This window comes from Falseniella ignava (assembly GCF_002847645.1).
Classification (GTDB): Bacteria; Bacillota; Bacilli; order Lactobacillales; family Aerococcaceae; genus Falseniella; species Falseniella ignava.
Map to the genome: position 1 here is coordinate 1 of NZ_PKHE01000020.1, position 24,508 is coordinate 24,508.

The following is a 24,508-nucleotide window of genomic DNA, read 5'->3' on the forward strand; positions in this document are numbered from 1 at the left end:
CTTCCTTCAGATTCCGCCTCACGACGGACACCCTTGCCCTTAGCTAACAGTTCCTACTGCAAAGCCTGTAGCGGACTTGAACCGCCAAGTTAACGCCCATGCTGGGCGCACTTAAAAAACACCGTTCTATTTTTCAATAGAACGGCGTTATTTAAATTAACTGATTAGTCGATAAAATACCAGTTGCCATCTTCTCCTTGGAACCAGCGAATTGGAACGTAGACGCCGGATTCATTTTGATAAGAATCAGGACGACCATCGCCATCTTCGTCAGGTCCATAAATATATTGGGAACCTGTTTCAGCAGTTGTTTCAACTGGGGCTGCCACTTCAGCTTCTGTGACTTCAACCACTTCTTCTGCTTCCGTAACTTCTTGTGCCTCTGGACGTGTTCCTGTCAAGCTTGTTTCGACGAGATCATTCACCGCCAAAGCAATGGATTGAACTGTTTCATAAGCATCTTGGTAGTTTGTTGCTAAAATCGATATAATGTAATCTCCCGACTCAGTCTCAATAATACCCGCATAATGTTGTTCAAACTCATTATCATCACCCGTTGATAATTCGTAACGACGTAATGCCGCTGCTAACGTATCGTAAGGGAATTTATCCGTTACTGGAGAATCTAATAATGCTTCTTTAAATTGTTGATCTAATTCTTCAGAAACAAGTTCATTGTTCGCTAAGCGATGTAATAATGTCGCAATATCTTGTGCTGACGTCATTGCACCACGCGTATGGCCTTCTTCATCTAAATTAATCATTTCAACGAGACGCGTATTGAAGTATCCTGATTCATTTAACCAGTAACTGAAATCATCTGGACCCCCTGTTAAATCAATTAAATGATTCATCGCTGTCACATCACGGTTAGCAATCACTTCATATACTAAGTCTTCTACCGTATACTCAAGACCAACACCATTTACAGCGAGCTCGCCACCATCATTTTGACCTACAAGTTGCTCGTCAATCGTTACGACGTCTGATAACTGAATCTCACCTTGATCAATTTGGTCATAGACACGCGCTAGAACAAACCAGCTAATCATTGAGCCTGCTTCTTTAGCTTTATCTTGATAAACAAATGGTGTTGTTTCACCTGGCTTGTAAATAACGGCTGAGACATCTGCATCGCGAGCAACAGTTTCATTTAAAATATCTTCTAAATCAGTAGCTAACTGTGGATCCAACGTACTTGCTGGAATCTCGAACGGAATTGTCTCGTCTAAATCATAACGGTCTGATTTAACCATTAATTTTGATGGAACCGCTGAACGTTCAAAGGAGTTGCTTTGCGGATCGGTAAATCGGAAAATTAATTGGTCTCCTTCGCGAATCAATGAATAACCTTCATTGAATTGGGTTACTTCCCCATCGCGGTCTAAACTGACCGATAAGTCTTCACCGTTCAACTCAGATAAATCACCGTCTACCGTCATCGCAACTTCAATCATCGGATAAGCATCGGTTTTAACTTCTGAGTCTGTTAAACCAAGACCATTCGAAGCAACGGTTGTTTCTGCGACTGACGTTTCTTCCGTCGTTTCATCGGTAGAGGTCTCGTCGGTCGAAGTCGTTGCTTCATCAACGGAATTCTCCTCTGATTCTTCACCGGTCACTTCCGTATCATCGGTTACCGGTGGTTCACTGACTTGACTCGTTTCTGGACGGAAAAATTCCATTACTTTACCATAAATATCTGGTCCAAAGAGGAATAATAAGAAAATAATTGCAACCGCAAGAATTAACTTAATCAGATTCCATAAAATCGAACCGAAGCCGCCACGACGTGGACGCGGTTTTTCTTCATAATAAGCGACATCTTCCGTTGGATAAGGTGTATAAGTAGACGAATCTGCTTCCTCGTCATAACGCGAGTCGCCAAATCCTGCTAAATCATCTTCTACTGGAACTTCATCTTCATATCGTTCCTCATCAAACGTTGTATTTTCACGATCGAAGTTAAAGCCAACCAATGTTGCATCATGATCTTCAGTCGAAGCTGGACGATCACTTTCTAAATGAGGCATCGTATAAATAAATTCTTCTTCCTCATAAACATCGAGATCTTCTTGATCTTCAGCAGGCCCATACTCATCGGTCACCGAGCGATGCGGTGGCACGTACGTCTCTTCCTCTGATCGTTTGTTAAATTCTTCAAGCTCTTTTGAATCAAATTTGCACCCGCAAAAGGCACATTGAGTTTTACTTCGGATTAATCTGCCACAATTAGGACATTTCATATGTATACCTCCAGATATATCTTCTATTTACTTATCATATCATATTTCAAATACGTCTGTCATGATTTATTCATTTTGTGCTTAATCAACGGCTTTCAACGCTTCGACCATATCGACTTGTTTTAACTTAAAGTGCATTACGACCATCACAATGGTAGCAAAAATAAAGGATAGAACAAAAGAATAAACATAACTGGTCCAATGAATTTGTGGATAGAACAGCAAGTCGTTCGTCTGCATGGTTTTCATAATAAAATGAGTTAAGAGCGTTCCTAAACCAAGTCCCATCAAACTTCCAAGCAATGTAAGAATTAATACTTCGTTAAAAATATATCGGCTAACTTCATAATCATAGAAACCTAACACTTTGATGGTAGATAACTCACGCAGCCGCTCACTCACATTGATGTTAGTCAAGTTATATAAGACGATAAAGGATAAGCTCGCTGCTGAAACAATAAGGACAATGGTAATTAAATCTAAACTCCACATCGCATCCGTAACACCTTGAATCGACTGACCCATATCGATAAAGTTCAATACATCTGAATCATCTGAAAGGATCGATTCAATCTCAGATCCATCGGCATTTGCTTCATATAACAGTAAGTAGGCATTCGTCGATGGTGCGGTTCCCGTCAATTGTTGGTACTGCTCGGGTAATAAATAGAGATAGTGTTGCGCATAGTTCATCGCAATCGTTGGATGATGCAATGTAAGGTGTTGATAATCCGAATCGATAAATTCAACATCCCCATCGCCGTGATAGTCTAATCTTTCCGCTAAGCGTTCCGTAATCATCGGTCCTCGTGCTAAGAAGGATTGTTGACTTTGCCGGTCTACGGTTGCGATAAAAGGTTGGATTTCCTCCTCTGTTCCGCCTAATACCATTAAGTTGGCTTTATCAACTTGATTATTCGGCAGTTGCACATCCACCCCTTCTTGATAAATCGGTAAGACTTGTTGCACTCCCGAAATTGCACGAAATTTATCCGCACGTTCTTGAATGATGGACGAATCGTCTGAATCCGGCGTTACCACAATTGCATCGTATTTTTGGACTCGATCAAATTGATCAACGACTAATCCATTAATCGTATCACTAATACCATAACCCGTTAAAATTAACATCGTACAACCAGCAATCCCCACAATCGTCATTAAGTTACGCCCTTTATAACGTAAGAGATTACGAATCGTCATCTGTTGATAGAAACCAAAGCGCGACCAAATCCAGTCTACCCGTTCAATCAAAGTACGCTTACCTGCTGGGGGTGCCTCTGGAATGAGTAAATTCGATGGCGCGCCTTGTAACATTTTGCGACCATTTAAAATCGCTGGTAGTAGCGCCGTTAATAAAGCGGCCACCGCTGCAATCAACACCCAATTCCATTGAACCGGAACGACGAGTGGTTCTAAATAATACATAATATTGTAAACTCTTAAAATCACTTGTGGGAACACTGCATAGCCAATCAACGTACCCGCTATAACAGCTAGGACACCTGCTAACCCTGAATAAGTCGTAAATTTATTAATAATGGTCATATCAGGGTATCCTAACTGTTTCATGGTTCCCATATAATTACGCTGCTCATTGGTCATTCGTTTAATGGTCGTATAAGTTACTAGCACAGCTACCAAAGTGAAGAATAACGGGAAAATATTACTAATCACATGTAATTGATGAGCATTATCTTCAATCGTTCGATACGATAAGAAGTCATTGCGCCCTCCAATATGATAAGCCGGGCCATCTGAATCGATTAGATCCTTTAAGTCAGCTCGACCTTCCGCCAATTTTTCTTCAGCTTCTTTTAAGTCTGCTTCGGCTTCGGGTAGCGAATCTTCATATTCTTGCCGCTTACTTTCTAATTCGCGCTGACCCTCTTGAAGTGTCGCTTCTTTTTCGTTCAATGTCTGCTGGGCTGCATCCAGTTGAGCCGCGGCGTCATTGAGTTGCTGACGCCCTGATTCTAACTCACCTTGGCGTTGATTTAATGTATTTAACCCTGCTTGATACTCTTGTTCACCTTGGGATAACTTTGCTTCACCGTCTTGAATTTCTTGCGCGGCTTGCTCTAATTGTGCTAAACCAGCAGCCTCTTCTTCCTCAATTTGGCGTTGACCCGCATCGAGTTCGGCTTGACCTGCTTCAAGTTGCTCGAGTCCATCATGGTATTGTTGCCATCCTGCTTCAAGTTGCGCCCTTTGGGTTGCTAATTCTTGGCCTTGAGCCAAGAGTGTTTGAATGGCACTATCTAACTGACTCGCGGTCGCTGGGTCAAGTTGTTCAAACTGATAAATATCAATCTGTCCTGCCAACAACCCTTCAATCATCTCGCCCGGTATTTGACCTTGGGCTGCCTGCTGAATTGCCCCATACAGTTGATTACGGCCTTCTATCCACTGCGCTTCACCCGAATCGAGCTCTGCTTGCCCTTCGCTCAATGTTTCGTAGGTTTGGGCTAACTGATCACGACCTTGATCTAATTCAGCTTGTTTGGCAGCAATTTCCGAACGTGCTTGAACGACCCGGTCTGATAATTCTTCACTACCTTGATCATAAGCTGCTTGTGCCTCATCCAATTGACGCCGTGAATCATCTAACTGTTTTCGCGCGTCAGCTAGTTCTTGCCATCCTTCTTGAATCGCTGATTCACCGGATGCAATTTCCCCTTGAGAATTGCGCCATTTCTCTAAATTAGCAGCAATCTGTTCTTTTCCTTCATCAAGTTTGGCTTGCCCTGCTGCGAGTTCATCCGCCGCTTCGTCTAATTGGCGCTGTGCATCACGCAAAGTTTCTCGCCCTTCTTCTAAATCGTCTTCACCCGACTGAAGTTCAGACTCTGCTTCATCAATTAGCGATTGGTGACGTTTGTCGGGTTGATCTTTGAGTAAGGACTCTAATTGCGCTTTGATAGTGGATTGCAATTGGTCATCTTCTTCGGTATAAGGCAATGTCTCCGCATCCTTAACCCAATAATAGCCTTCGGTATAGAGATCACTTTGAATCGCATCATCCATCAATACCGCAAAACCATAAGTGTTATTGCGCCGGCGAATCCGCTCCATATATAAGGAGGAATTCGCATAGCCTACAATTTTGTAGCGTCTTTGTATTAATTCAAACTGTTCTTGAAGGGGTGGATCGAACTCCACCCAATCACCCAAAGCAGCTGGAACCCCTTCTTCAATCAAATGATCGACAATCCGCTGATCAAGGACGACTTCATCCGAATTTTCAACCATCCGTCCTTGAGTAATTTCAAACATCTGCGGTTCATCCCGTCGATGGGTAAACAACTCTGCTCGCTGTTGGGTCTCCGTTAGATTAGCTTGGGCTGTCTTCGTCCATGCCCATTCTAATTCATCCACTTGACGCAATAGATCACGGTCATCTTCGTTCAAACCGTATGTAGATACAACATAGCCTGCCGGAAGATTGCCTCGCTCATAAGTTGTTTGAGCAATCTTAATCATCGCCGGTCCCGCTGCACGCACACCGACGAAGAAAGAGACACCTAACGTAATAATTGCAAAAATTGATAAGAAGCGTGAGAATGAACGCCGAATCTCACGCAAATTATCTTTCCATACTGTCGAATTCATCCTCTCACTCCCTTCAACCCGTTAAAATAATCAATGATTCCCACGGATTACCACTCGATTTCATCGACATCAAGCGGATCCACGTTAATCGTTTCTTCACTGACTTTTCCATTTTTAATATGAATGACTCGGTCGGCCATCTTGGCAATCGTCGCGTTGTGCGTAATGACGACCACCGTTGTATGGTTATCGTGACAGATTTGCTTTAATAATTTTAAAATCGTCCGTCCCGTCTCAGCATCTAAAGCACCGGTCGGTTCATCGGCTAATAACAACTGAGGACGACTGGCAATCGCGCGAGCAATGGAAACTCGTTGTTGCTCCCCACCTGATAATTGCGCTGGGAAGTTATCTTTGCGATCTAACAAACCGCATTGATTGAGTACTTCTAAGCTCTTTGCATGACTATTCGAGATTTGAATCGCTAAATCAACATTTTCCTTGGCCGTTAAATTCGGCACCAAATTATAATTTTGGAAGACAAAGCCAATCTGATTGCGGCGAAACCGTGTCAGCTCGCGATTCGTATAATGACTTATATCTTCTCCAGCCACAATCACTTCGCCTGAAGTGGGCTTGTCCATTCCACCTAAAATATTCAAAGTAGTCGATTTCCCTGCACCCGAAGGGCCTAAAATAACCGCAAACTCCCCCTCTTCAATCTCAAACGTCACACCATCATTCGCCCGAGTCACCACTTCACCCGTACGATATTCTTTGACAACGTTATTTAGTTGAATATAAGCCATACACTGCCTCCTCTATTACCACTCACGGTAATACGCTAATACTTTCAAATACTGACTTTCAGGGTCTGGACTCGTTGGATAGTCCGCTTCAAGCCCAAATTGTGTTAATAAGTATGCTTCACCATCAATCGTTTTGACCACTTCCTGTAACATTGCTTTAAAATCTTCTGCCGAATATTGTGCCGAATTGGTTGCTGTAATTAAGATGCCGCCTGGATTAAGTAACTTAAATAAATCTTCTGCCAAAGCAGCATAATCTTCTTCCACACGCCACATCGTCTTTTTGGTCCGAGCAAAACTTGGCGGATCACAAATAATCAGATCAAATTTAAGTTGATGGCGTAGTGCGTATTTTACATAGTCAAAGACATCCATTACCCGAATTTGGTGTTGATCGAAGTCGACTTCGATGCCATTGAGTTCAAATTGTTCCATCGATCGGTCCATACTTCGCTTTGCCACATCGACACTCACCGTGGATGACGCACCACCTACCGCCGCTGCGACTGAAAAAGCCGCCGTATAACTGAATAGATTTAATACACGCCGTCCAGCCGCTTGGTCTTTGACGAATTGTCTAACATGGCGTTGGTCTAAGAAGATGCCCGTCATCCAATCTTCTCCGAGATAAACCCCATAGTTAACTTGATTTTCTTTAATTGGATGTGGACTTGGCGCTACTTGGCCATAGACATGTTGGTTATTCTCAGCCATGCCTTCAGACGTCGCCTTAAAACGCCTAGTCTCATATAACCCTTGCAAGGTCGGAATACTTTCAATCAAAGCTGCTTGGAACCAATCACGGTATTGATACAATCCTTCGGCATAATAATTAATTAAGCCATATCCGTTATACCAATCAACCGTGATTCCACCAATTCCATCACCAATGGCATTAAAGAGACGAAATGCATTGGTCGAGTCACTGTGCATTAAAGGTTGGCGGTGCTCTAAGGCACCTTGTATTGCATCTTTAACGTATGACTCTCGCCATACTTGCTGCGGCTGGCGTGAATACAGCCAACCTAAGCCTTTATGTTGTCGTCCAATTAACACATGCCCTAAAAATGCTCCGTCCCCGTGATAGACAGGATAGCTTTCGCCTTCTTTAAGTAACTCCACCTCAGGAGATTGAATATCTTGTGTTTGAATCAAGCATTCCCCTTGGCGAATCCGTTGTCCTGCCGCCCGCTTTAGTTTGATTTTCATAGTTATTCTCGTTCCTTTATCGGTAATATCGATGCAATTAAATAATTGAATTCAGCTTCAGAAAGACGATTCAACTGATGGAGTGACGGAATTTCCTCTTCCGTCGGCAATAGTGTAAATTGCCACATATAGCGTTCTGCTACATAATCAGCTGTTGATTGATTAAAAATATTGAATTGGTAGTCATCCTTCAGTCCGTGCAACTCAATTTCATAATAAGGTGATGCTGGATTATAACGGATTTTTACTGCCGTTAAACGCCCAGTCACTTCTTGGGTATTTAACTCACGGTTCATCTGATAATCATTCGGTGAATAAATTCGACTTAAATTCAATAAATCGCGTGTCACTCGGGTTGAATAGTCCAGGGAAAGTTGCAGTTGATTATTGTTGGTGGAAATGTTTAATCGATTCGTCAACGAAGCGTCATAACTTTTATAAGGATTTAAACTTTCATTGACATCAAGATGAAATTCATGTTTCAAATACATATAATCATCGAAACGTTGCCAATTATTAGGAATTTCTGTCCGTTCTAAAGCAACTTGATAGGCCGAATGAATCTCATAAACTTGTTCTTCAGTTAAATTTTGAAGGGTCTCCCGTTCTGGCAAGAAAAGAAATGACGTTAACGTGTCTTGAGCCATATTGCGCTTTGAGAATGTCTCCGTATCCACTTCAACATAGTGATTTAAATAATTCGATAATAATTCGTATTTTGATGATTGGTAATACGTCGCGTCAAAAAATCTCGTTGACTCTAAAACTTCAAATAAATTTGAGAAAGCAATATCAAAGTTACGATAACTAATTAGGTCATATTGAAATCCGTGTTCTTCTGCTTCGGTTGGATACACATTGAATTGCAAACGCAAATCCCCAGTCTCACGGTCACCGATAATTTTGCCACTCGCCACTTCTTCGCTCTGATCTAAATTCACAATGCGAATACGAATTTGATAACGTTCTAGCTGATCAATCACCTCAAGCATTTGATCCCAAGCTGCGAGATGAGACGGTTGCGTCGTTGTTACGTTTTGCTCATACATATTGGCCGATACACTTTGTACAAAGTGGCCACTCAGAAGACTTATTATGAGTAAAATTAGCGTCCCCCATCGCTTAAAACACTTCATTGTATGACGGTTTATTAATTTCATAGTAACACCTTCTCTCTAAGGCTAACTGCTAAGTATTCGCCCCCAAAATTTCTCGTTCCAAATACAAAGGCAGTTGATGCTTATCACGAGCCTTTTGAGCTTGGGAAATATTGGTTGGGCTAAAGTAATAACGGCGCACTTCGCCATTGTATAACGCTTGAATATAGGCTCCTTCAATCTCATCGTGCCCCGTCTCTACTTGCGTTAGTTGACTCTCCTGTTCCATCCACTCCGTCACTTCTTGAATCACCGCTTCGCGCAAGACACGGTACAAACCAGCCTGTTCCTTTGGAATCAAATAAATATCAATACGTTCGTAATCCGTAGTATCATGCCCCGTGGACTTCGATGGTCGGCGTAAATGACGTTTTGATGATTTAGCCATGCGTTACCTCCGAATTGAGTTTATATTCTTGCATAAAATCCAAGTCTCCTTCAGACAAGTACCGTTCGATTGTTGAAAGGACACTTTGCTCCTCATTAGATCCGACTTGATAACGACAGTGACGCTTTAATTCAGGGTCCGCATTTTCCATTGCGATGGAGTAACCCACCGCTTGCATCATACTCATATCGTTCAAACTATCGCCAAAGGCCATCGTATTTTCTTTTTTGATTTGGTATTTGTCTTGTAAATAGCGAATCGCCGTGCCTTTACCACCGTCTGCCACATAAATATCCATCCAAGCATCCCCACTCGTCACTGCACTCACATTCGGGTATTGGTCCATAATTCGTTGAATGAGACCTTTATTCTCCTCAAATGAGAGCTCGCTATATATTGAAACATTTAAAAAGTTTTTGTCCGGAATTTCATGGTGGCGTTCAAGGACAGTTAAGTCATTATTGTAGCGCTTGATATAATCGAGTGCATCTTGTGTCGTATAGGTAAAGTACGAATGGAATCCATTGCTGAGGACCGGATGCAACTTCGGATTTTGACTCAAGTCTTCAACGAGTTGACGCACCAGTGGATAGTCAAGACCATGTTGATAGATGACTTCGTCCCCTTTTAATAAAATCGTTCCGTTATCACAGGCAAGATAGAGGTCATGAATATCATGGAGGTTGAAATAATCCGACAATTTGTGATAACTGTTGCCTGTCGCAACACATAACATATCGCCACGATCATTCAGCCGCTCGTTAATTTGGAGGAATCGCTCGCGATCATACGTCTTATCCCTCCTTAACAACGTTTCATCTAAATCTACCGCAATTAATTTCTTCATGATTTGCTCCTTATCTAATTGATGGTCCATTTAAATAGGGTCCATCCCTGTTTTAAAGCAATGTTAGCCAGTGATTGAAGTTCACTCATCTTGCTTCTCATTCTGGTCTTATTTTACCACAATCTCCACTCTTAATCACGGAAGGCTCTTGGATCTTTGAAGGAGGTTCTATTTGAAATCGCTTTGATTTTGATAAGAATAAGTGATTCGATGAAATAAAAAAATCTCGCACTGAACAGTTGCTCAATGCGAGATAAAACATTATTTTATTGACTACATTGTTTTGTTTTATTCTTCTATATTTTCGTATTCTTCAGAACGATTTGGTTTAATTAAGATTTTGCTACCGAAAGCAACAATCACTAGTCCGAGAATCATCCAAATGCGTGCGCTAGACTCACCGGTTCCTGGAAGGCCATTGCCTTTTGTTGTTTCTTCGGCGGTCGTCGCAGCTTGAGCCCCATAGATAATACCGTAAGTACCCATCTTTTGGGTGGCAACGACAGCACGTCCATTATTTAAGTTGAACATTAAGCTCATTAATTGCCCATTCTCATTGCGCGCTAATTGAAGACGTTGATGCACAGAGCGTGTTGGTAACCAAATTTGTGCTAGATGTTCCAAGTTTACTGTTTGATTATTGCGGTTCAGCAATTTAATTTCATAGACGTCCGCATCATAACCGGCAAACGGTCCTGCGGGTTGAACTTTTTGAACATCGAGACGAACGATATTTTTCGCATCATCTGGATGAACTTTTACTGTCACACCCGTTCCATCATGGACAAATTGCTTCGTCGCTAATGAGACTTGGTGCTCAATACTTGACTGCTCCTCAGGCGCTACCGTTGTAGTAGAACCGATGGCTTGGGTTGTTTGAACGGTTGTCTCGTGAGTAGTGGTCGTCGTTGGTTCTGCGGTTGTAGTTGTTGTTGGCTCTGCAGTTGTGGTTGTTGTCGTTGGTTCAACCGTGGTGGTTGTAGTGGTCGTAGTCGGTTCGACGGTCGTGGTGGTTGTAGTGGTCGTCGTTGGTTCGACGGTTGTGGTGGTCGTCGCTTCACGATCGAGCTGAATCACGACTTGAGCCATTTGATCCGCTTGTACCGTCACTTTACCTTCACGTTGAACGAGTTGATAGCCTTCCGGTAACTGAACAATCTTATATGGATTTTCCCCAACTGGGAGTTGCTCCACTTGAATTGTTCCAGCAGCATCACTCGTATACTGTTTATCCGCCACTTCGATAACAACATCGGCTAACGCTGTACCTTCATTATTTCTGAATTGCCACTGAGCCGATCCGACTTTCGGTTTAGCTTGGATCGTCAGTTCACGCTCGATAACTTCTTGGTCATGCACGTTGATCAATTCAATCTCAGAAGATGCGCTCTCATACCCAGCTGGCACTTCTACCACAGATAATTGATGGTCACCTACACTCACATCTTTAAATACGACCTCGCCTTGGCTATCTGTTGTTTGAATCTCGTCGTCTAATTTCACGGTAACACCTTCAACAGGTTGTTGATGTTGATCCATTACTCGAAGTTTCACTTCTCCAGGTCGTTCCAAACGTTGAACCGTAGCTACGACTGGGTCATTTTCACCCGGCTCTACTTCAATTTCACCTTTCGCTTCAGCGATATCATACCCTTCAGGTGCAGATGCTACATGGTATGCATAACTGCGACCCGCTTCGATTTCTAACATTATGACATCCCCATTGACATTCGATTGATATTCTCGATCATTGAAGACGAGGCTTGACGGAGTGACTGGGTTGCCATCTTGGTCACGAATTTGAACTGTCACCGTTGCAAGTTCAACTTTTTTGGTTAGTTGGACTTCTGTCACAGATTCTTGTTGTGCAGCAACTGAAACGATAATATCCGTTGTTAACTGATATTCTTCTGGGAGTTGAACCGCTCGAAGCGCATAATCTCCTGGCGTAACTTGTTCAAATACGAGTTGCCCTGCAGCATCCGTCGTCGCTTGCGGTCCACCTTCGCCCAGTTCAAATATCGCCCCTTCAACGGGTGCTTGATCTGGCGATAAGACCGTTACCCGAATGGTTCCAACAGGCTCCTCTTCGGTGGTTGTCTCTACGGTTGTTGTTTCTGTTGTTTCTTCGCTTGTCGCTACAGGCGTTAATGTGGCTTGCCCTTCCGCTGTCATATCCGCTTCGACATGAAGTGTTTCATCGAGTTGTTCTACTTGATATTCAGCTGGAGGAGTTACGCTCACTGAATAATCGCCCACTGGCAGTAAATTGATCACAATTTCACCGTTGCCATCCGTTACGTAGTCTGTTTCGCCAATTTGGACTGGGACTTCCGCTAACGGTTGACCCTCGGCATCTACCACTCGATAGACTAAGTGTCCCTTAAGATTTTGATCCGCTTCATTTCGTTCTAAATGGATAGGAACAATGACTTCACCCGCACCGGACTCAGTGTCTTCAATAGTGAATGTTCCGCTGGCCATTTCTTGCTTAAATTCTTCGGGCAAATCAAAAAGATATTGATAAGTTCCTGCAGGGAGCGCATCAATTTGAGCTTCCCCATTTTGGTCCGTAATTAAGTCATATCGTTCAGAGAACTCCTCATTTTGAACGGATAAATATAAATTAGAAAGTGGTACACCTTGCTCATCAACCACTTGGATCCGTGTTAAATACTCCGCGGGTGTTGGGTTTTCTTCAATCACGGTTTCTGTTTCTTCAATTGAATCGGTCGATTCGGATTGTTCGACTTCTTGGAATGCTGAGCGATCTTGCTCGAACCCATCTAACAGGGCTTGCGATTCGTCTAATCCATCGGTGATAAACGCATTAAGTCGTGCTCTGTAGTGACCTGTCGCCGCATCAAACAAGTTGTCTCCTATTTTTAATTCAAAGGTTTGGTCATAGACTTGAGTCCCATCTCCAAAATCATTCAAGATTGGATCGGATTCAGCACGTACATATTCTCTCTGATTTGGCTCCGGATTAGTGATCTCTAATCGCCCAAGTTGATAACGCGACTCACCACGCACAAAGTTAGTATCGTCATAGAGTCGTAATTTGTATTGCCCCGGATTGAGCGCGTAGCCTGTATTCTCTTGGCCCACACGATGCTCCGCTACAACTTGAGCCTCGCCACCTTCAGGATAATAAATTAAGTCATAATTAAAATCTGAAATTTTCTGAAGTTGATCTCCATTTTCAACTTGGAATAAGTTGACCGTTAATTGGATTAAGGATTCCTGTGCGTCCGCCATTGGCAACATCCAACTTAAGCTGCAACTTAATCCTAAAATCCACACTATCGCAGTTTGTATCCATTTCTTGAAATTCATCATTGCGACCCCCTTCTTTAATTTGACTTTATTATAACACAGGCCTGCCTGCTAATCGCTGATCAGGGCATAAACTCACAAAGAATACAATCTTTCGTTCCAATTTTCATAGAAAATTCATATTTCTCGGTGGAGGAGGTGGTGGAGTGAAATTTGATTTGACAGTAAGTTTGACATAAAGGGGTGGAGGGGACAAAGTTGGTGGATTTGTTCAGCTCGATGAAGGGAGGTGAACAAAGTCAGAAGGATTGTGCAGCTCGATGAAGGGAGATGAACAAAGTCAGCGAAATTGTTCAACTCAATGACGGGAGGTGGACAAAGTCAACGAAATTAGTCAACTCAATGACGGGAGGTGAACAAAGTCAGAAGGATTGTGCAGCTCGACGCTGTGAGGTGGACAAAGTCTGCACAAACTTCACCCCAACACTCCCAGATGGAGTTCCGTCTCAAACAACTCCAACTCAACCACTCTCAGATGGAGTTCCGGCTCAAACAACTCCAGCTCAACCGCTCTCAGATGGAGTTCCGGCTCAAACAACTCCAGCTCAGCCACGCCCAGGTGGAGTTCCGGCTCAAACAACTCCAGCTCAACAACCCCCAGATGAAGTTCTGCACCCAACAACTCCAGCTCAACCACTCTCAGATGGAGTTCTGCACCCAACAACTCCAGCTCAGCCGCTCTCAGATGGAGTTCCAGTCTCAACAACTCCAACTCAACCACTCTCAGATGGAGTTCTAAACCCAACAACTCCAGCTCAGCCGCTCTCAGATGAAGTTCTGCACTCAACAACTCCAACTCAACCACTCTCAGATGGAGTTCTAAACCCAACAACTCCAGCTCAACCACGCCCAGGTGGAGTTCCGGCTCAAACAACTCCAGCTCAACCACTCTCAGATGGAGTTAACGGTGCAAACGTCACTCCATCCTTACCCGCACGCGCCACACAACTCCAACTCAACCACTCTCAGATGGAGTTCTGCACCCAACAACTCCAGCTCAGCACCCCCAGATGGAGTTCTGAACCCAACAACTCCAGCTCAACAACCCCCAGATGGAGTTCTGCACCCAACAACTCCAGCTCAGCCCCTCCCAGATGGAGTTCCGATCGCAACAACTTCACCTCAACCATCCCGGATGACGTTCCGACCGCTGTGGACTGCCATTACCATACAAAAAAACCCGTCGATGTTTGCACACCGGCGGGCTCAAATAGCTCTATTTAATTTTATTCAGGGACGGTTTGCTTAATCTTGAAGGCATCCAACGATTCTTTAGGAGCGTCGTTAATCGTATACGTTTCTTTTAGCGTACCCTGGACGATGACGCGGTTTACTAGTCCGGAATCACAAGTAATCATTGTAATGGTTGGCACTTCGGTTGGATAAGTGACGTCGACGCGATCAGGGCTGACCGTCTCAATATTTGTCACTTCGTACTCATATATTTTTTCAAGATCCGTTAGATAAATTTTCTGTCCATACTCTGCGTGAAGTAATGGTGCGAAAAGTAAGTCCTTGTGAATTGAATGGTGACTTGCAATCGAGTAGTTGGATTTACCCATCTCTTGTTCAGGATATAAAGTGCCTGCACCGTAGAACATCCCTTCTTGCGAAGCCCCTTTATAAATTGGTAGGTTCATGCCCAACTCAGGCATTGCCACTCCACCAATGACCGGTAAATCTTCTGGGTTGACATTACTCATCAAGACTTGACGGGCATCGAGTGCACTAATATTGGTCCAATCAAAACTTACGTTCGCGCCGTTATTTCGCACGATATCATCACGCGATACGTTCGCGACCGTGTTCATATTGGTCCGCTCGCGGATGAAATGATTCTTAATTGGATCCAGCAACAATAGCCCAACACCAGTTAAAATCAGTAATATTCCTACAAAATTTAAAAATCGACGGAACCCTCTTTTCTTACGTGGTTTTTTGCGGCTACGTCTCGATGAATTATGAATTTCTGCACGACTTTTATATTTTTGACTCATGTCGTCTCTCCTTATTAATTTGATACTTTGTTAGAGTAAGTCAATTATGAATTAATGACCGAACATTTCAAGCTGTACTAACTCGAATGTTATCATATCACGATAACCCCAGAAGTGCTATCTTTACGCTTTTTATTTAATCATTTTACAAACTTTCTTTACAGAAAATTCATAAATTTAAAAAAACTTAATAACTTGCTCATTTCACGGAATCACGCTATAATGTAGCCAAGTTAATATCATAAGGGAGTAACTTGAGGTTGCCTCGTCTGTATCAACAACGATAAGTATATAGAAGAACTATATGCTGGTACTGACTTAATTAGTGAGACTTATGCTTTGACGCAATTTCAGTCAGAGTATAAGTTTTTATATTTTTACTGAAATAATATCTAAAAAGAAAAGGGGCTATTATGGCACAAACTAAACAACCTTATCATTCAACGATAGAGGAAATTACCGAACAATTCGAGACGAATGTTCAATCTGGTTTGACTAGCAAACAAGCTCAGTCAAGACTCGAACATTACGGACATAATGAAATTGTCGAAGAGGAAAGTCGTACTTTATGGCAAAAATTCCTCGATCAATTTAAAGATTTTATGATTGTCGTACTGTTGATTGCCGCTGCCCTTTCAGCCGTTGTCGGTATTATGGAAGGCGAAGGCGTGGCCGATGCGGTCATTATTTTAATTGTCGTAATCTTAAATGCGGTGATGGGCGTCTTCCAAGAGCAACAAGCGGAAAATGCGATTAATTCGTTACGTGAGATGGCCTCACCCAACGCAAATGTTAAGCGTAACGGCCATGTCACATCTGTCAAATCCACTGAACTCGTCCCAGGGGATATTGTAATTCTCGAAGCGGGCGACGTCGTTCCAGCAGACTTACGTTTAGTGGAAACCAACTCATTAAAGATTGAAGAAGCTTCCCTGACCGGTGAGTCAGTCCCCGTTGAAAAGCATGTTGAGACCTTAACCGACCCAGACGTTGGAATTGGTGACCGTTCGAATATGGCGTTCTCAAGTACTAACGTGACCTACGGTCGTGGTGTCGGAATTGTCACCGGTACGGGAATGAATACCGAAGTTGGCTACATTGCGAAGATGTTGTCAACAACGGAAACCGAGTTAACACCACTCCAACGCGACCAAGAGAAATTAGGTAAGACGCTTACCCTATCCATTATCCTTATCGCGATTGTTACCTTTATCGTCGGAGTGACCGTACAAGACTTCGGCTTTATCCATATGTTACTTATTTCAATTTCATTGGCTGTCGCCGCAATTCCAGAAGGACTGCCAGCCATTTCAACGATTATCTTATCACAAGGGACCTCATCGATGGCGAAACGTAACGCTCTGGTCCGGACACTTCCAGCTGTCGAAACGTTAGGGAGTACCCAAATTATTGCGTCAGATAAGACTGGGACATTAACTGTTAACAAAATGACGATTGAACAAGTCTACTATGAAGGAAAAGTTCGTTCAGCTCATGAAGACTTGACTGCAGAACAACCATTGATGCGTTCAATCTTACTAGCGAACGATTCGAAAATTGATGCTTCTGGGGAACTCTTAGGTGATCCGACTGAAACAGCCATGTACCAATTGGCTTTAGAACATTCCATTGATATCCCTGCCCTACTCGAAGCACAACCTCGCGTCTTAGAAGTACCATTTGACTCTAGCCGTAAAATGATGTCAACCATTCATCAAGTCAATGAAGATGAAGGACAATATTACGTTGCAGTTAAGGGTGCACCTGACCAAGTGATTCAACGCTGTCGCTATATCTTAACGGCTGACGGCTTTCGCGAAATAACTGAACAAGACCGCCAAACAATTCTTGAAGAAAACCAAAAAATGGCTCGCGCTGCCTTGCGTGTCTTAGCAGGTGCGTACCGCTACACTGACACACTTCCTGAAGCAACGATCGAAGCCGTTGAGCAAGATCTAATTTTTGCTGGATTAGTGGGGATGATTGACCCTGAGCGTGAAGAAGCTGCCGCAGCGATTGCAACTGCGAAAGGCGCAGGAATCCGTACCATTATGATTACCGGGGACCACGCTACCACTGCCCAAGCGATTGCCGAACGCCTAGGAATTTTAGACCCGAACGAAGGTAGCAGCAATAACGAACGCCACGTCATTAGTGGAGCTGAACTCGATCAACTTAGTGATGAAGAATTAAAAGCGCGCGTCCCAGAACTTTCTGTATATGCCCGCGTTTCTCCGGAACATAAAGTTCGTATCATTCGTGCATGGCAAGCCAATGGTAAGACCATCTCCATGACCGGTGACGGCGTTAACGACGCCCCTTCCTTGAAGCAAGCTTCAATCGGTGTCGGAATGGGAATTACCGGAACCGAAGTTTCCAAAGGTGCTTCCGATATGGTGCTAGCTGACGACAACTTCGAAACCATTGTTGTAGCGGTTGAAGAAGGTCGTAAAGTTTTCGCCAATATTCAAAAAGCCGTTCAGTTCTTACTCTCTGCTAACTTAGGAGAAGTTTTAACGCTATTCTTTGCCACCCTATTTGGTTGGTCCATCTTAGAGCCGGTGCATATTTTATGGATTAACTTAGTGACCGACGTCTTCCCTGCGATTGCACTCGGAATGGAGAAAGCCGAACCGGATACCATGAATCATGCACCGCGAACGAAGGAAGATTCATTCTTAAGCTTCGGCGTGTTACCAAGTATTTTATATCAAGGGGTTGCTGAGTCTGCCCTCACCTTAGGTGTTTTCTGGTATGCAAAATACTATACCGGACTCGAAACAAATTTAGCTGAATCAATGGCTTTCATTACCTTAGGATTGATTCAATTATTCCACTCATTTAACGTGAAGTCTGTCTTTGGATCACTCTTCCGTGGAAATCCATTCGACAACCGTTACTTGAACGGAGCCTTTATCCTATCAGGTGCCCTACTTCTAGGGGTTATCTTAATTCCTGGTATTAGTCAATTCTTTGATGTTACGCCACCGAACTTCGGTCAGTGGATGATCTGTATTGTCGCATCTGCCTCAATCATCGTCATTGTTGAAATTGCCAAATGGATTTTCCGAGTTACCGGACTGGCTGACAAATACCAAAAAACTCACGCTGAATAATTCTTCAAAGTAAAGACAAAAGGCGCTCAAAATGAGGTGATCCTCAAATTGAGCGTTTTTTATGTGGTGTTTGTTATGATTTTGTAGGCGATACTTGACCCTGACTCGCAGCACGCCGCTTGATCCGAACTTGCGAGAGAATAATTGCCGTGAACATAATGGCTGCTCCAACAAATTCGCGCATGCTTAATCGCTCTGCTAAGAACAGTATACCGAAGAGTAATGCGAACACCGACTCTAAACTCATAATCAAACTCGCCGTCGTTGGGTCGGTATACTTTTGCCCATAAACTTGACAAGTAAAGCCAATCGCCGTTGACATCACACCGACATAGAGTAGCGGCTTGATGGCATATGGCAATAGTGACCAATCTGGATTTTCAAAAAGTAGCATAATAATTCCGGAAAGTATCGCTGACACTGCAATTTGCATCCAGGAAAGCAAGGTAGAATCCACTTTTTGGCTATAATAGTCAATGACATAAATATGGATGGCGTAACTTAATGCACCGAGCAAAGTAATCAAGTCGCCATATCCGATTTGGAAGTTGCCATTCCCTGGAAATGATAGTAAATAAAGTCCCACTGTCCCGAGAATCACGGCCAGCCATTGATTCCGGGTAACGCGACGTCCCATTAGTAGCCCACCGAGTGGCACGAGAACGATGTACAGTGCAGTAATAAAGCCACCCTTTGATGCGGTGGTGTACATAATACCAATTTGAAGAAATGCCATCCCGCATGTCAACACGGTGCCGGCCACAAGCCCACCCACTAGCGCATCGCGCCAATAAGTCGAATTTTGTGTGCGAATGATGGTTGTTTCAGGTGTAACGTGACCTATGTCAGCACCAGCCGGTCGCTCTGCGTCTTTGCTCCGCTGCATCACCAACATCACTAAGCCAAGCGCCACCGCCCCAATGCCCGCTCGCATCATATTAAAGGCAAACGGCGGTAAATAATCTGACCCAACTTTCTGCACAACAAACGCGCCGCCCCAAATGGTCGCCATCACCAATAACGCTAATATCCCACGAACTCGCTTCGCCAACTCGTCATCTCCTTTGAAATTTTACACTTGCGTTGGAAACGCTTTTTGCATTCTTATCATAGCACTTTTTCGCAAGGTTGAGGAGTATTATTTTAACGGTGTTCGTGGTACACTATGAGATATCGAAAGGAGCGATTCTATGAGCTTGCCGCATCAATCTAACTCAAACCATGGGCTATCACTCGCCTACCGCATCTCTCGGGTAGGCATCTTAAGTGCACTCGCCGTGGTAGGTCGCCTTGCACTCGCTGTGATTCCCAACGTGCAGCCGGTCAGCGCCATTATCTTAATTATCACTCTCACAATGGGAACCGTCGACGGCATGCTTGTCGCCGTTCTTTCAATTTTGTTATCCAATATTTTGCTTGGCATGGGACCGTGGACCCTCGCTCAAATTGCCAGCTATGTAATCATCTCGCTGTTGACCGGCTGGTTTGTCCGCCCTTTTTACAGACCCAACGTCATGGTGAACCGCATTGCCATCGCCGTATACGCTGGCTTCACTGGCTTGCTTTACGGCTTTATTATTTCGATCTTTATGGTCAAGATATTTGGTGTCGTCGCCTTCTGGCCATACTACCTCCGCGGCATCCCCTTCGACCTGATGCATGCCGGCGGCAACATCGCCTTTTACTTTATACTCGAACCCATCTTATCCCGCATACTATTACGACAAAAATAGGATTGTAGCTGCCCTTCGGTAGCTTTTTTTGATGCAGCCTTGGAGAGTGCTGAGAAACCTTTATCTCAGCACTCCACTCTCTCAGTCAACCTGCCCAGTCGACCTGTGGTTTCTGTTTATGGAATTCCATTAAACGAAAACTCAACGAACTTTCTGTTTATGGGACTCCATTACACGAAAAACAAGCAGAGTTTCTGTTTATGAGCCGCCACAAACAGAAAAACGGATGGAGTTTCTGTTTATGAGTCGCCACTAACTGAAAAACGGATGGAGTTTCTGTTTATGAGTCGCCACTAACTGAAAAACGGACGGAGTTTCTGTTTATGAGTTCCCACAAACAGAAAACGAACTTCGCTGGTTTGTTCAGCTCAACAGCCTCAGTTGAACAAATCCCGTTACTTTGCCCAACTCAACAGACTCAGATGAGCAAACTTAGTTACTTTGTTCAACTCAACAGACTCAGATGAACAAACTTAGTTACTTTGTCCAACTCAACTGACTCAGATGAGCAAAATCTAAAACAACTTCACCTCAATCCGACGCAGATGGAGTTCCGCACCCACAACTCCAACCCAACACACCTCAGATGGCATTCTGCACTCAACAACTCCAACTCAACACACTCAGATGGAGTTCTGCACCCAAAAACTCCAACTCACCACACTCAGATGGAGTTCTGCACTCAACAACTCCAACTCACCACACCTCAGATGGCGTTCCCTGCCAAACAACTTCATCTCAACCCCACCCAGATGGAGTTCCGCACCCACAACTCCAACTCACCACATCTCAGATGGAGTTCCGCACTCAACAACTCCAACTCAACACACTCAGATGGAGTTCTGCACCCAACAACTCCAACTCACCACACTCAGATGGAGTTCTGCACTCAACAACTCCAACTCACCACACCTCAGATGGCGTTCCCTGCCATACAGTTCCACCTCGGCTACTCAATCTAGCAAACCAACCTGACCCTAAATAAAAAAGGCAAGCTGAAGCCTGCCTCTCACTGCCTATTCAACCGATTATTACTTGTTCAATACCATTTCCTCGTATAAGCTCTGTTCAAACGTATCGAGCAGCGGAGTTGCTTTGATCTTGTTTGAGATGTTTAACTCGTCTGCCAATGGTTGCAACACATACTGCGCACGACGATTGCGCACAACCAAGTTCAGCGGTCGCAAGTCTTCTTCCTGGCACTTATCAATAAAAGCAGCCAAAGCGGATTCCATCGAATCCACCAGACTTGTTGCGAAAGTGTTACCGCTCCGTTGATCTGCAGCGACCACCATCCATGGGTAGTACCCCGGTGCGTTTTCCGCCGTCTTAACAAGAAGTGGCAGGGCAATCAAGTCGCACTCCAAACGCACGGTAGTTTGACACTCACGCAACGCTCGCAGTCGCTCATGATCAACTTCCATCTCCGGAACTTCCCCACCTCCAAAATCAGCCAACCCACTCTCTTCAATCTCCGCTGCTTCTTCTAACAACATCACGGAAATATCGTAGTCACCGTCACACGACTGCCACTCGGCACGGACTGCCATCCGACTGCGCAAGCCTTGCGCCGCTTCATCATCCGCCAACACCCCACCGACTAAAATATCGTGCAAAGCTGGTTCCGTATTTTCCAGCGACCGCGTCATTGCCTTAAACTCCAACCGGTCCGACCGCGCAGGTCGCTCTGTCCAATCCAGTGACGCTGCATCCTGTAACAATGCAGACACCTTAAGCAATGCTTCCAACACAGCCACTAGCCAAGCTTGATCCACCGTTTCATCTAAGCTCCACGGCTCACGGTACGGCGCATAATGTCGCCACCTCGGAAATGAGTGCGCCCCACCGAGCACCAGTTCATGCTCGCGTTTATATTCTTGAACACGACTCACTTCTTCCGCCATCAATTCACTTTTATTTTGGAAGGTTAAAACGACATAATCATTCGCTAAAGCCACCTCCAAATATTGAAATGACTTAGCCTCATCATCCGCCACTTCACCTAACAAATACGCTTGGTAAGCTTCCATATCTTTAAAAATCAACACTCGATAATCATCACTCATCAACACATCTAGACGAACGACCGCAGAGTCTCCCCCTGGCAAATCCAATACAAAAACTTGTCCTGGTTGCCAATACTCCCATAGTTTACTCTGTCGGAATTTGTAGCTAATAGTAAGTAATTTATCTTCGATCATATTCTCACTCCTCTTCCAATTAATTATACCATTCCTCATAAAATTAAAGTGAACTTTAGAGCAATAATAACGGTTCTATTGAGATGCAAAACAAAAGACCCTAGCGTTTGCTTGGGTCTTTGTATCTTAGATTCTAACAGACAAGAATCTAAACTTACTTATCATCTATGATGAATAATTATGCTTCTTCGTCTTCACGACGTATCGCAACTAATCCTAGACCTGCTAAGACTTAAGGTGCTGCGGCACCGAAGATTGCTGTTGCATCCACTTCCCCTGTTTCAGGTAGTTGACCTGAAGATGATTTCGCAGTAGATGAAGTTTCTTCAGTTCCTTTAGAATCTTTATCAGCAGCTTCTTCAGCTGGTTTATCGTTTTCAGCTGCTCCTTCATCATCACGATGGAAGACAAGTTTGTTCCATGGAATCGTATCAATCGATCCGTCTGGATAAGTTACGGTTACATCGACTTCGTATTCACCTGGGGTATTTCCATCTGGTAGTTGGGTTGGAACATCTACTTTGATTTCGGGTTGCTTATCAGCATCTGCTGGGTAATCAGGTACGGTTACTGCTCCCTTGATATCATTGTCAGTCGTCGTTCCACCGTATTCTTTGGCGATCGGTTTGGCTTGAGGCTCATATTTCTCGTTGTCCGATTTATCCTTCACAGTTACTTTAACTGTGACGTTATCTTCTGTTCCGATGGTAAGTTTTCAATGACTTCTGCTACGGTCTGTCCATTTGGGGCAAATTTTGCCATTGTATTGCCTACTCTCTCACTATTCTTTCGGTTTCTCAACGGTTGATTGTTCACCATCTAATAAAATATTGTTGTTGCGGTCTACTTTAACGGATCCTTCTTTTGAATTAAACGCTTGATCAATACCCATTTTATTTTTTAATTTATGGAACATTTTATATTGATGTTTGCGGATTAAGAGATAGGCTAAAGAAGCGACAAAAATAAATGGGGTAATCGATAATGCAACTACTAAACCAATTAATAGTCCCCAAGCTAAGATAAAGAAGAAGCTTTTGAAGACTCTCGCAAATGGTAACCAGAAAGGTAACCCTTCAGAAGTAAAGTAATCCACTTCGCGTAACGATAACGTCAGCGTACTAAAATCTACTGATTCTGTTTGTTGAGTTTGTTGTTCTTCTAATGCACGAATTTCATCCTCTAAAACAATTTTATCCGCTTCTAACGCTTCACGTTCACTAAAGCGTAAATTATCGTCTTCTAATTTCTTATTAATTTCATCTAAACGGGATTTTTTAACTTCAAGGGCTTCCCCAGTATTTTCAATATCATCCGTCACATCACGACTTGAAATATTAAATGATTGAACATGGTAATTCTCTTTCAAAGCTTGCACGACTGTTTCAAAATTATCTTTTGGAATCTTTGCGACCACGGACAACTCCGTCCCAACAAAGTCGGTATAATAGTTAGTCGCATGATTTGAATCCTGTGATTGAATCATACCGCCATTATCGGTAATTAATTTCATCACACTTTCAGCATCTTTATCATAATTTTTTGTTTCTAACGTCCCATAAGCATCATAACTAACATGTTGACTCTCAGAATAATAATCACTTGCAGACTCAGAAGACTGTTTGACTGTATTATTATAAGAAGTATTAGTAGAAGTATACGGTAAGGTGCCATCACACCCTGCTAACACGAGTATTAAAGCGGCTAATCCAAATAATTTTTTCTTTTTCATTGGCTTGTTCTTATCCTAGCAGTCTAGGAAAATGCTCCTTCCTTGTCTTAATTGTTCTAACAAATACCTTCAATTATAGCGGTGTTTATATTTTCAGATAAAGTCCATATAATTGTGTAAAAGTTAAAAGGCCATGTAACAGCCCTTTTACGGTACAATGTTTTTAACCACTAAAAACATACCCA

Annotated in this window: 16 protein-coding genes; 2 read left to right on the top strand and 14 right to left on the bottom strand. The window is 43.4% G+C overall.

Annotated elements, in window-relative coordinates; all coding sequences use genetic code 11:
* Nucleotides 1–164: 164 nt before the first annotated feature.
* From CYJ57_RS06605 to CYJ57_RS06650, 10 genes are all read right to left on the bottom strand, one after another.
* Nucleotides 165–2,246, bottom strand: coding sequence for a serine hydrolase (locus CYJ57_RS06605; RefSeq protein WP_101954616.1), 2,082 nt, complete (start codon nt 2,244–2,246; stop codon nt 165–167).
* A gap of 81 nt (nt 2,247–2,327) precedes the next feature.
* Nucleotides 2,328–5,858, bottom strand: coding sequence for an FtsX-like permease family protein (locus CYJ57_RS06610; RefSeq protein WP_101954617.1), 3,531 nt, complete (start codon nt 5,856–5,858; stop codon nt 2,328–2,330).
* 47 nt (nt 5,859–5,905) lie between these two features.
* Nucleotides 5,906–6,607, bottom strand: a complete 702-nt coding sequence (locus tag CYJ57_RS06615; RefSeq protein ID WP_101954618.1) for an ABC transporter ATP-binding protein — start codon at nt 6,605–6,607, stop codon at nt 5,906–5,908.
* 15 nt (nt 6,608–6,622) lie between these two features.
* Nucleotides 6,623–7,816 carry a class I SAM-dependent rRNA methyltransferase gene (locus tag CYJ57_RS06620; protein WP_101954619.1) on the bottom strand — a complete coding sequence of 398 codons (1,194 nt, stop codon included), beginning with the start codon at nt 7,814–7,816 and terminating at the stop codon, nt 6,623–6,625.
* A gap of 2 nt (nt 7,817–7,818) precedes the next feature.
* Nucleotides 7,819–8,976: a hypothetical protein gene (locus tag CYJ57_RS06625; protein ID WP_101954620.1), complete on the bottom strand. Its 1,158-nt coding sequence runs from the start codon at nt 8,974–8,976 to the stop codon at nt 7,819–7,821.
* A gap of 28 nt (nt 8,977–9,004) precedes the next feature.
* Nucleotides 9,005–9,361, bottom strand: coding sequence for a hypothetical protein (locus CYJ57_RS06630; RefSeq protein ID WP_101954621.1), 357 nt, complete (start codon nt 9,359–9,361; stop codon nt 9,005–9,007).
* Entirely contained in the window at nt 9,354–10,208 is an 855-nt protein-coding gene (locus CYJ57_RS06635) for an HAD family hydrolase (protein ID WP_180764432.1), read from the bottom strand. Before CYJ57_RS06635 ends, CYJ57_RS06630 begins: the two co-directional genes overlap by 8 nt.
* A gap of 288 nt (nt 10,209–10,496) precedes the next feature.
* Nucleotides 10,497–13,544 (bottom strand): carboxypeptidase-like regulatory domain-containing protein, encoded by a 3,048-nt coding sequence (locus CYJ57_RS06640; protein WP_143826749.1) that lies wholly within the window; start codon nt 13,542–13,544, stop codon nt 10,497–10,499.
* 415 nt (nt 13,545–13,959) lie between these two features.
* On the bottom strand, nt 13,960–14,433 hold the full coding sequence (locus tag CYJ57_RS06645; protein WP_101954624.1) for a hypothetical protein: 474 nt from the start codon (nt 14,431–14,433) through the stop codon (nt 13,960–13,962).
* A gap of 337 nt (nt 14,434–14,770) precedes the next feature.
* Nucleotides 14,771–15,541, bottom strand: a complete 771-nt coding sequence (locus tag CYJ57_RS06650; RefSeq protein ID WP_006702009.1) for a class A sortase — start codon at nt 15,539–15,541, stop codon at nt 14,771–14,773.
* 413 nt (nt 15,542–15,954) lie between these two features.
* Between CYJ57_RS06650 and CYJ57_RS06655 the strand changes: the two genes are divergently transcribed.
* Nucleotides 15,955–18,657, top strand: a complete 2,703-nt coding sequence (locus CYJ57_RS06655; RefSeq protein WP_101954625.1) for a cation-translocating P-type ATPase — start codon at nt 15,955–15,957, stop codon at nt 18,655–18,657.
* Nucleotides 18,658–18,730: 73 nt separating this feature from the next.
* Here the strand turns inward: CYJ57_RS06655 and CYJ57_RS06660 are convergent, their stop codons facing one another.
* Nucleotides 18,731–19,708 (bottom strand): DMT family transporter, encoded by a 978-nt coding sequence (locus tag CYJ57_RS06660; protein ID WP_101954626.1) that lies wholly within the window; start codon nt 19,706–19,708, stop codon nt 18,731–18,733.
* 139 nt (nt 19,709–19,847) lie between these two features.
* On the opposite strand from CYJ57_RS06660, the gene CYJ57_RS06665 reads away from it, so the two are divergent.
* Nucleotides 19,848–20,390, top strand: a complete 543-nt coding sequence (locus CYJ57_RS06665) for an ECF transporter S component (protein WP_101954627.1) — start codon at nt 19,848–19,850, stop codon at nt 20,388–20,390.
* A gap of 1,031 nt (nt 20,391–21,421) precedes the next feature.
* On the opposite strand, the gene CYJ57_RS06670 is transcribed toward CYJ57_RS06665, so the two are convergent.
* From CYJ57_RS06670 to CYJ57_RS06680, 3 genes are all read right to left on the bottom strand, one after another.
* Entirely contained in the window at nt 21,422–22,591 is a 1,170-nt protein-coding gene (locus tag CYJ57_RS06670; protein ID WP_101954628.1) for a DUF6930 domain-containing protein, read from the bottom strand.
* Nucleotides 22,592–22,823: 232 nt separating this feature from the next.
* Nucleotides 22,824–23,261, bottom strand: coding sequence for a Rib/alpha-like domain-containing protein (locus tag CYJ57_RS06675; protein ID WP_101954629.1), 438 nt, complete (start codon nt 23,259–23,261; stop codon nt 22,824–22,826).
* Between the two features lie 111 nt (nt 23,262–23,372).
* On the bottom strand, nt 23,373–24,323 hold the full coding sequence (locus CYJ57_RS06680) for a DUF4349 domain-containing protein (RefSeq protein WP_101954630.1): 951 nt from the start codon (nt 24,321–24,323) through the stop codon (nt 23,373–23,375).
* Nucleotides 24,324–24,508: the final 185 nt, after the last annotated feature.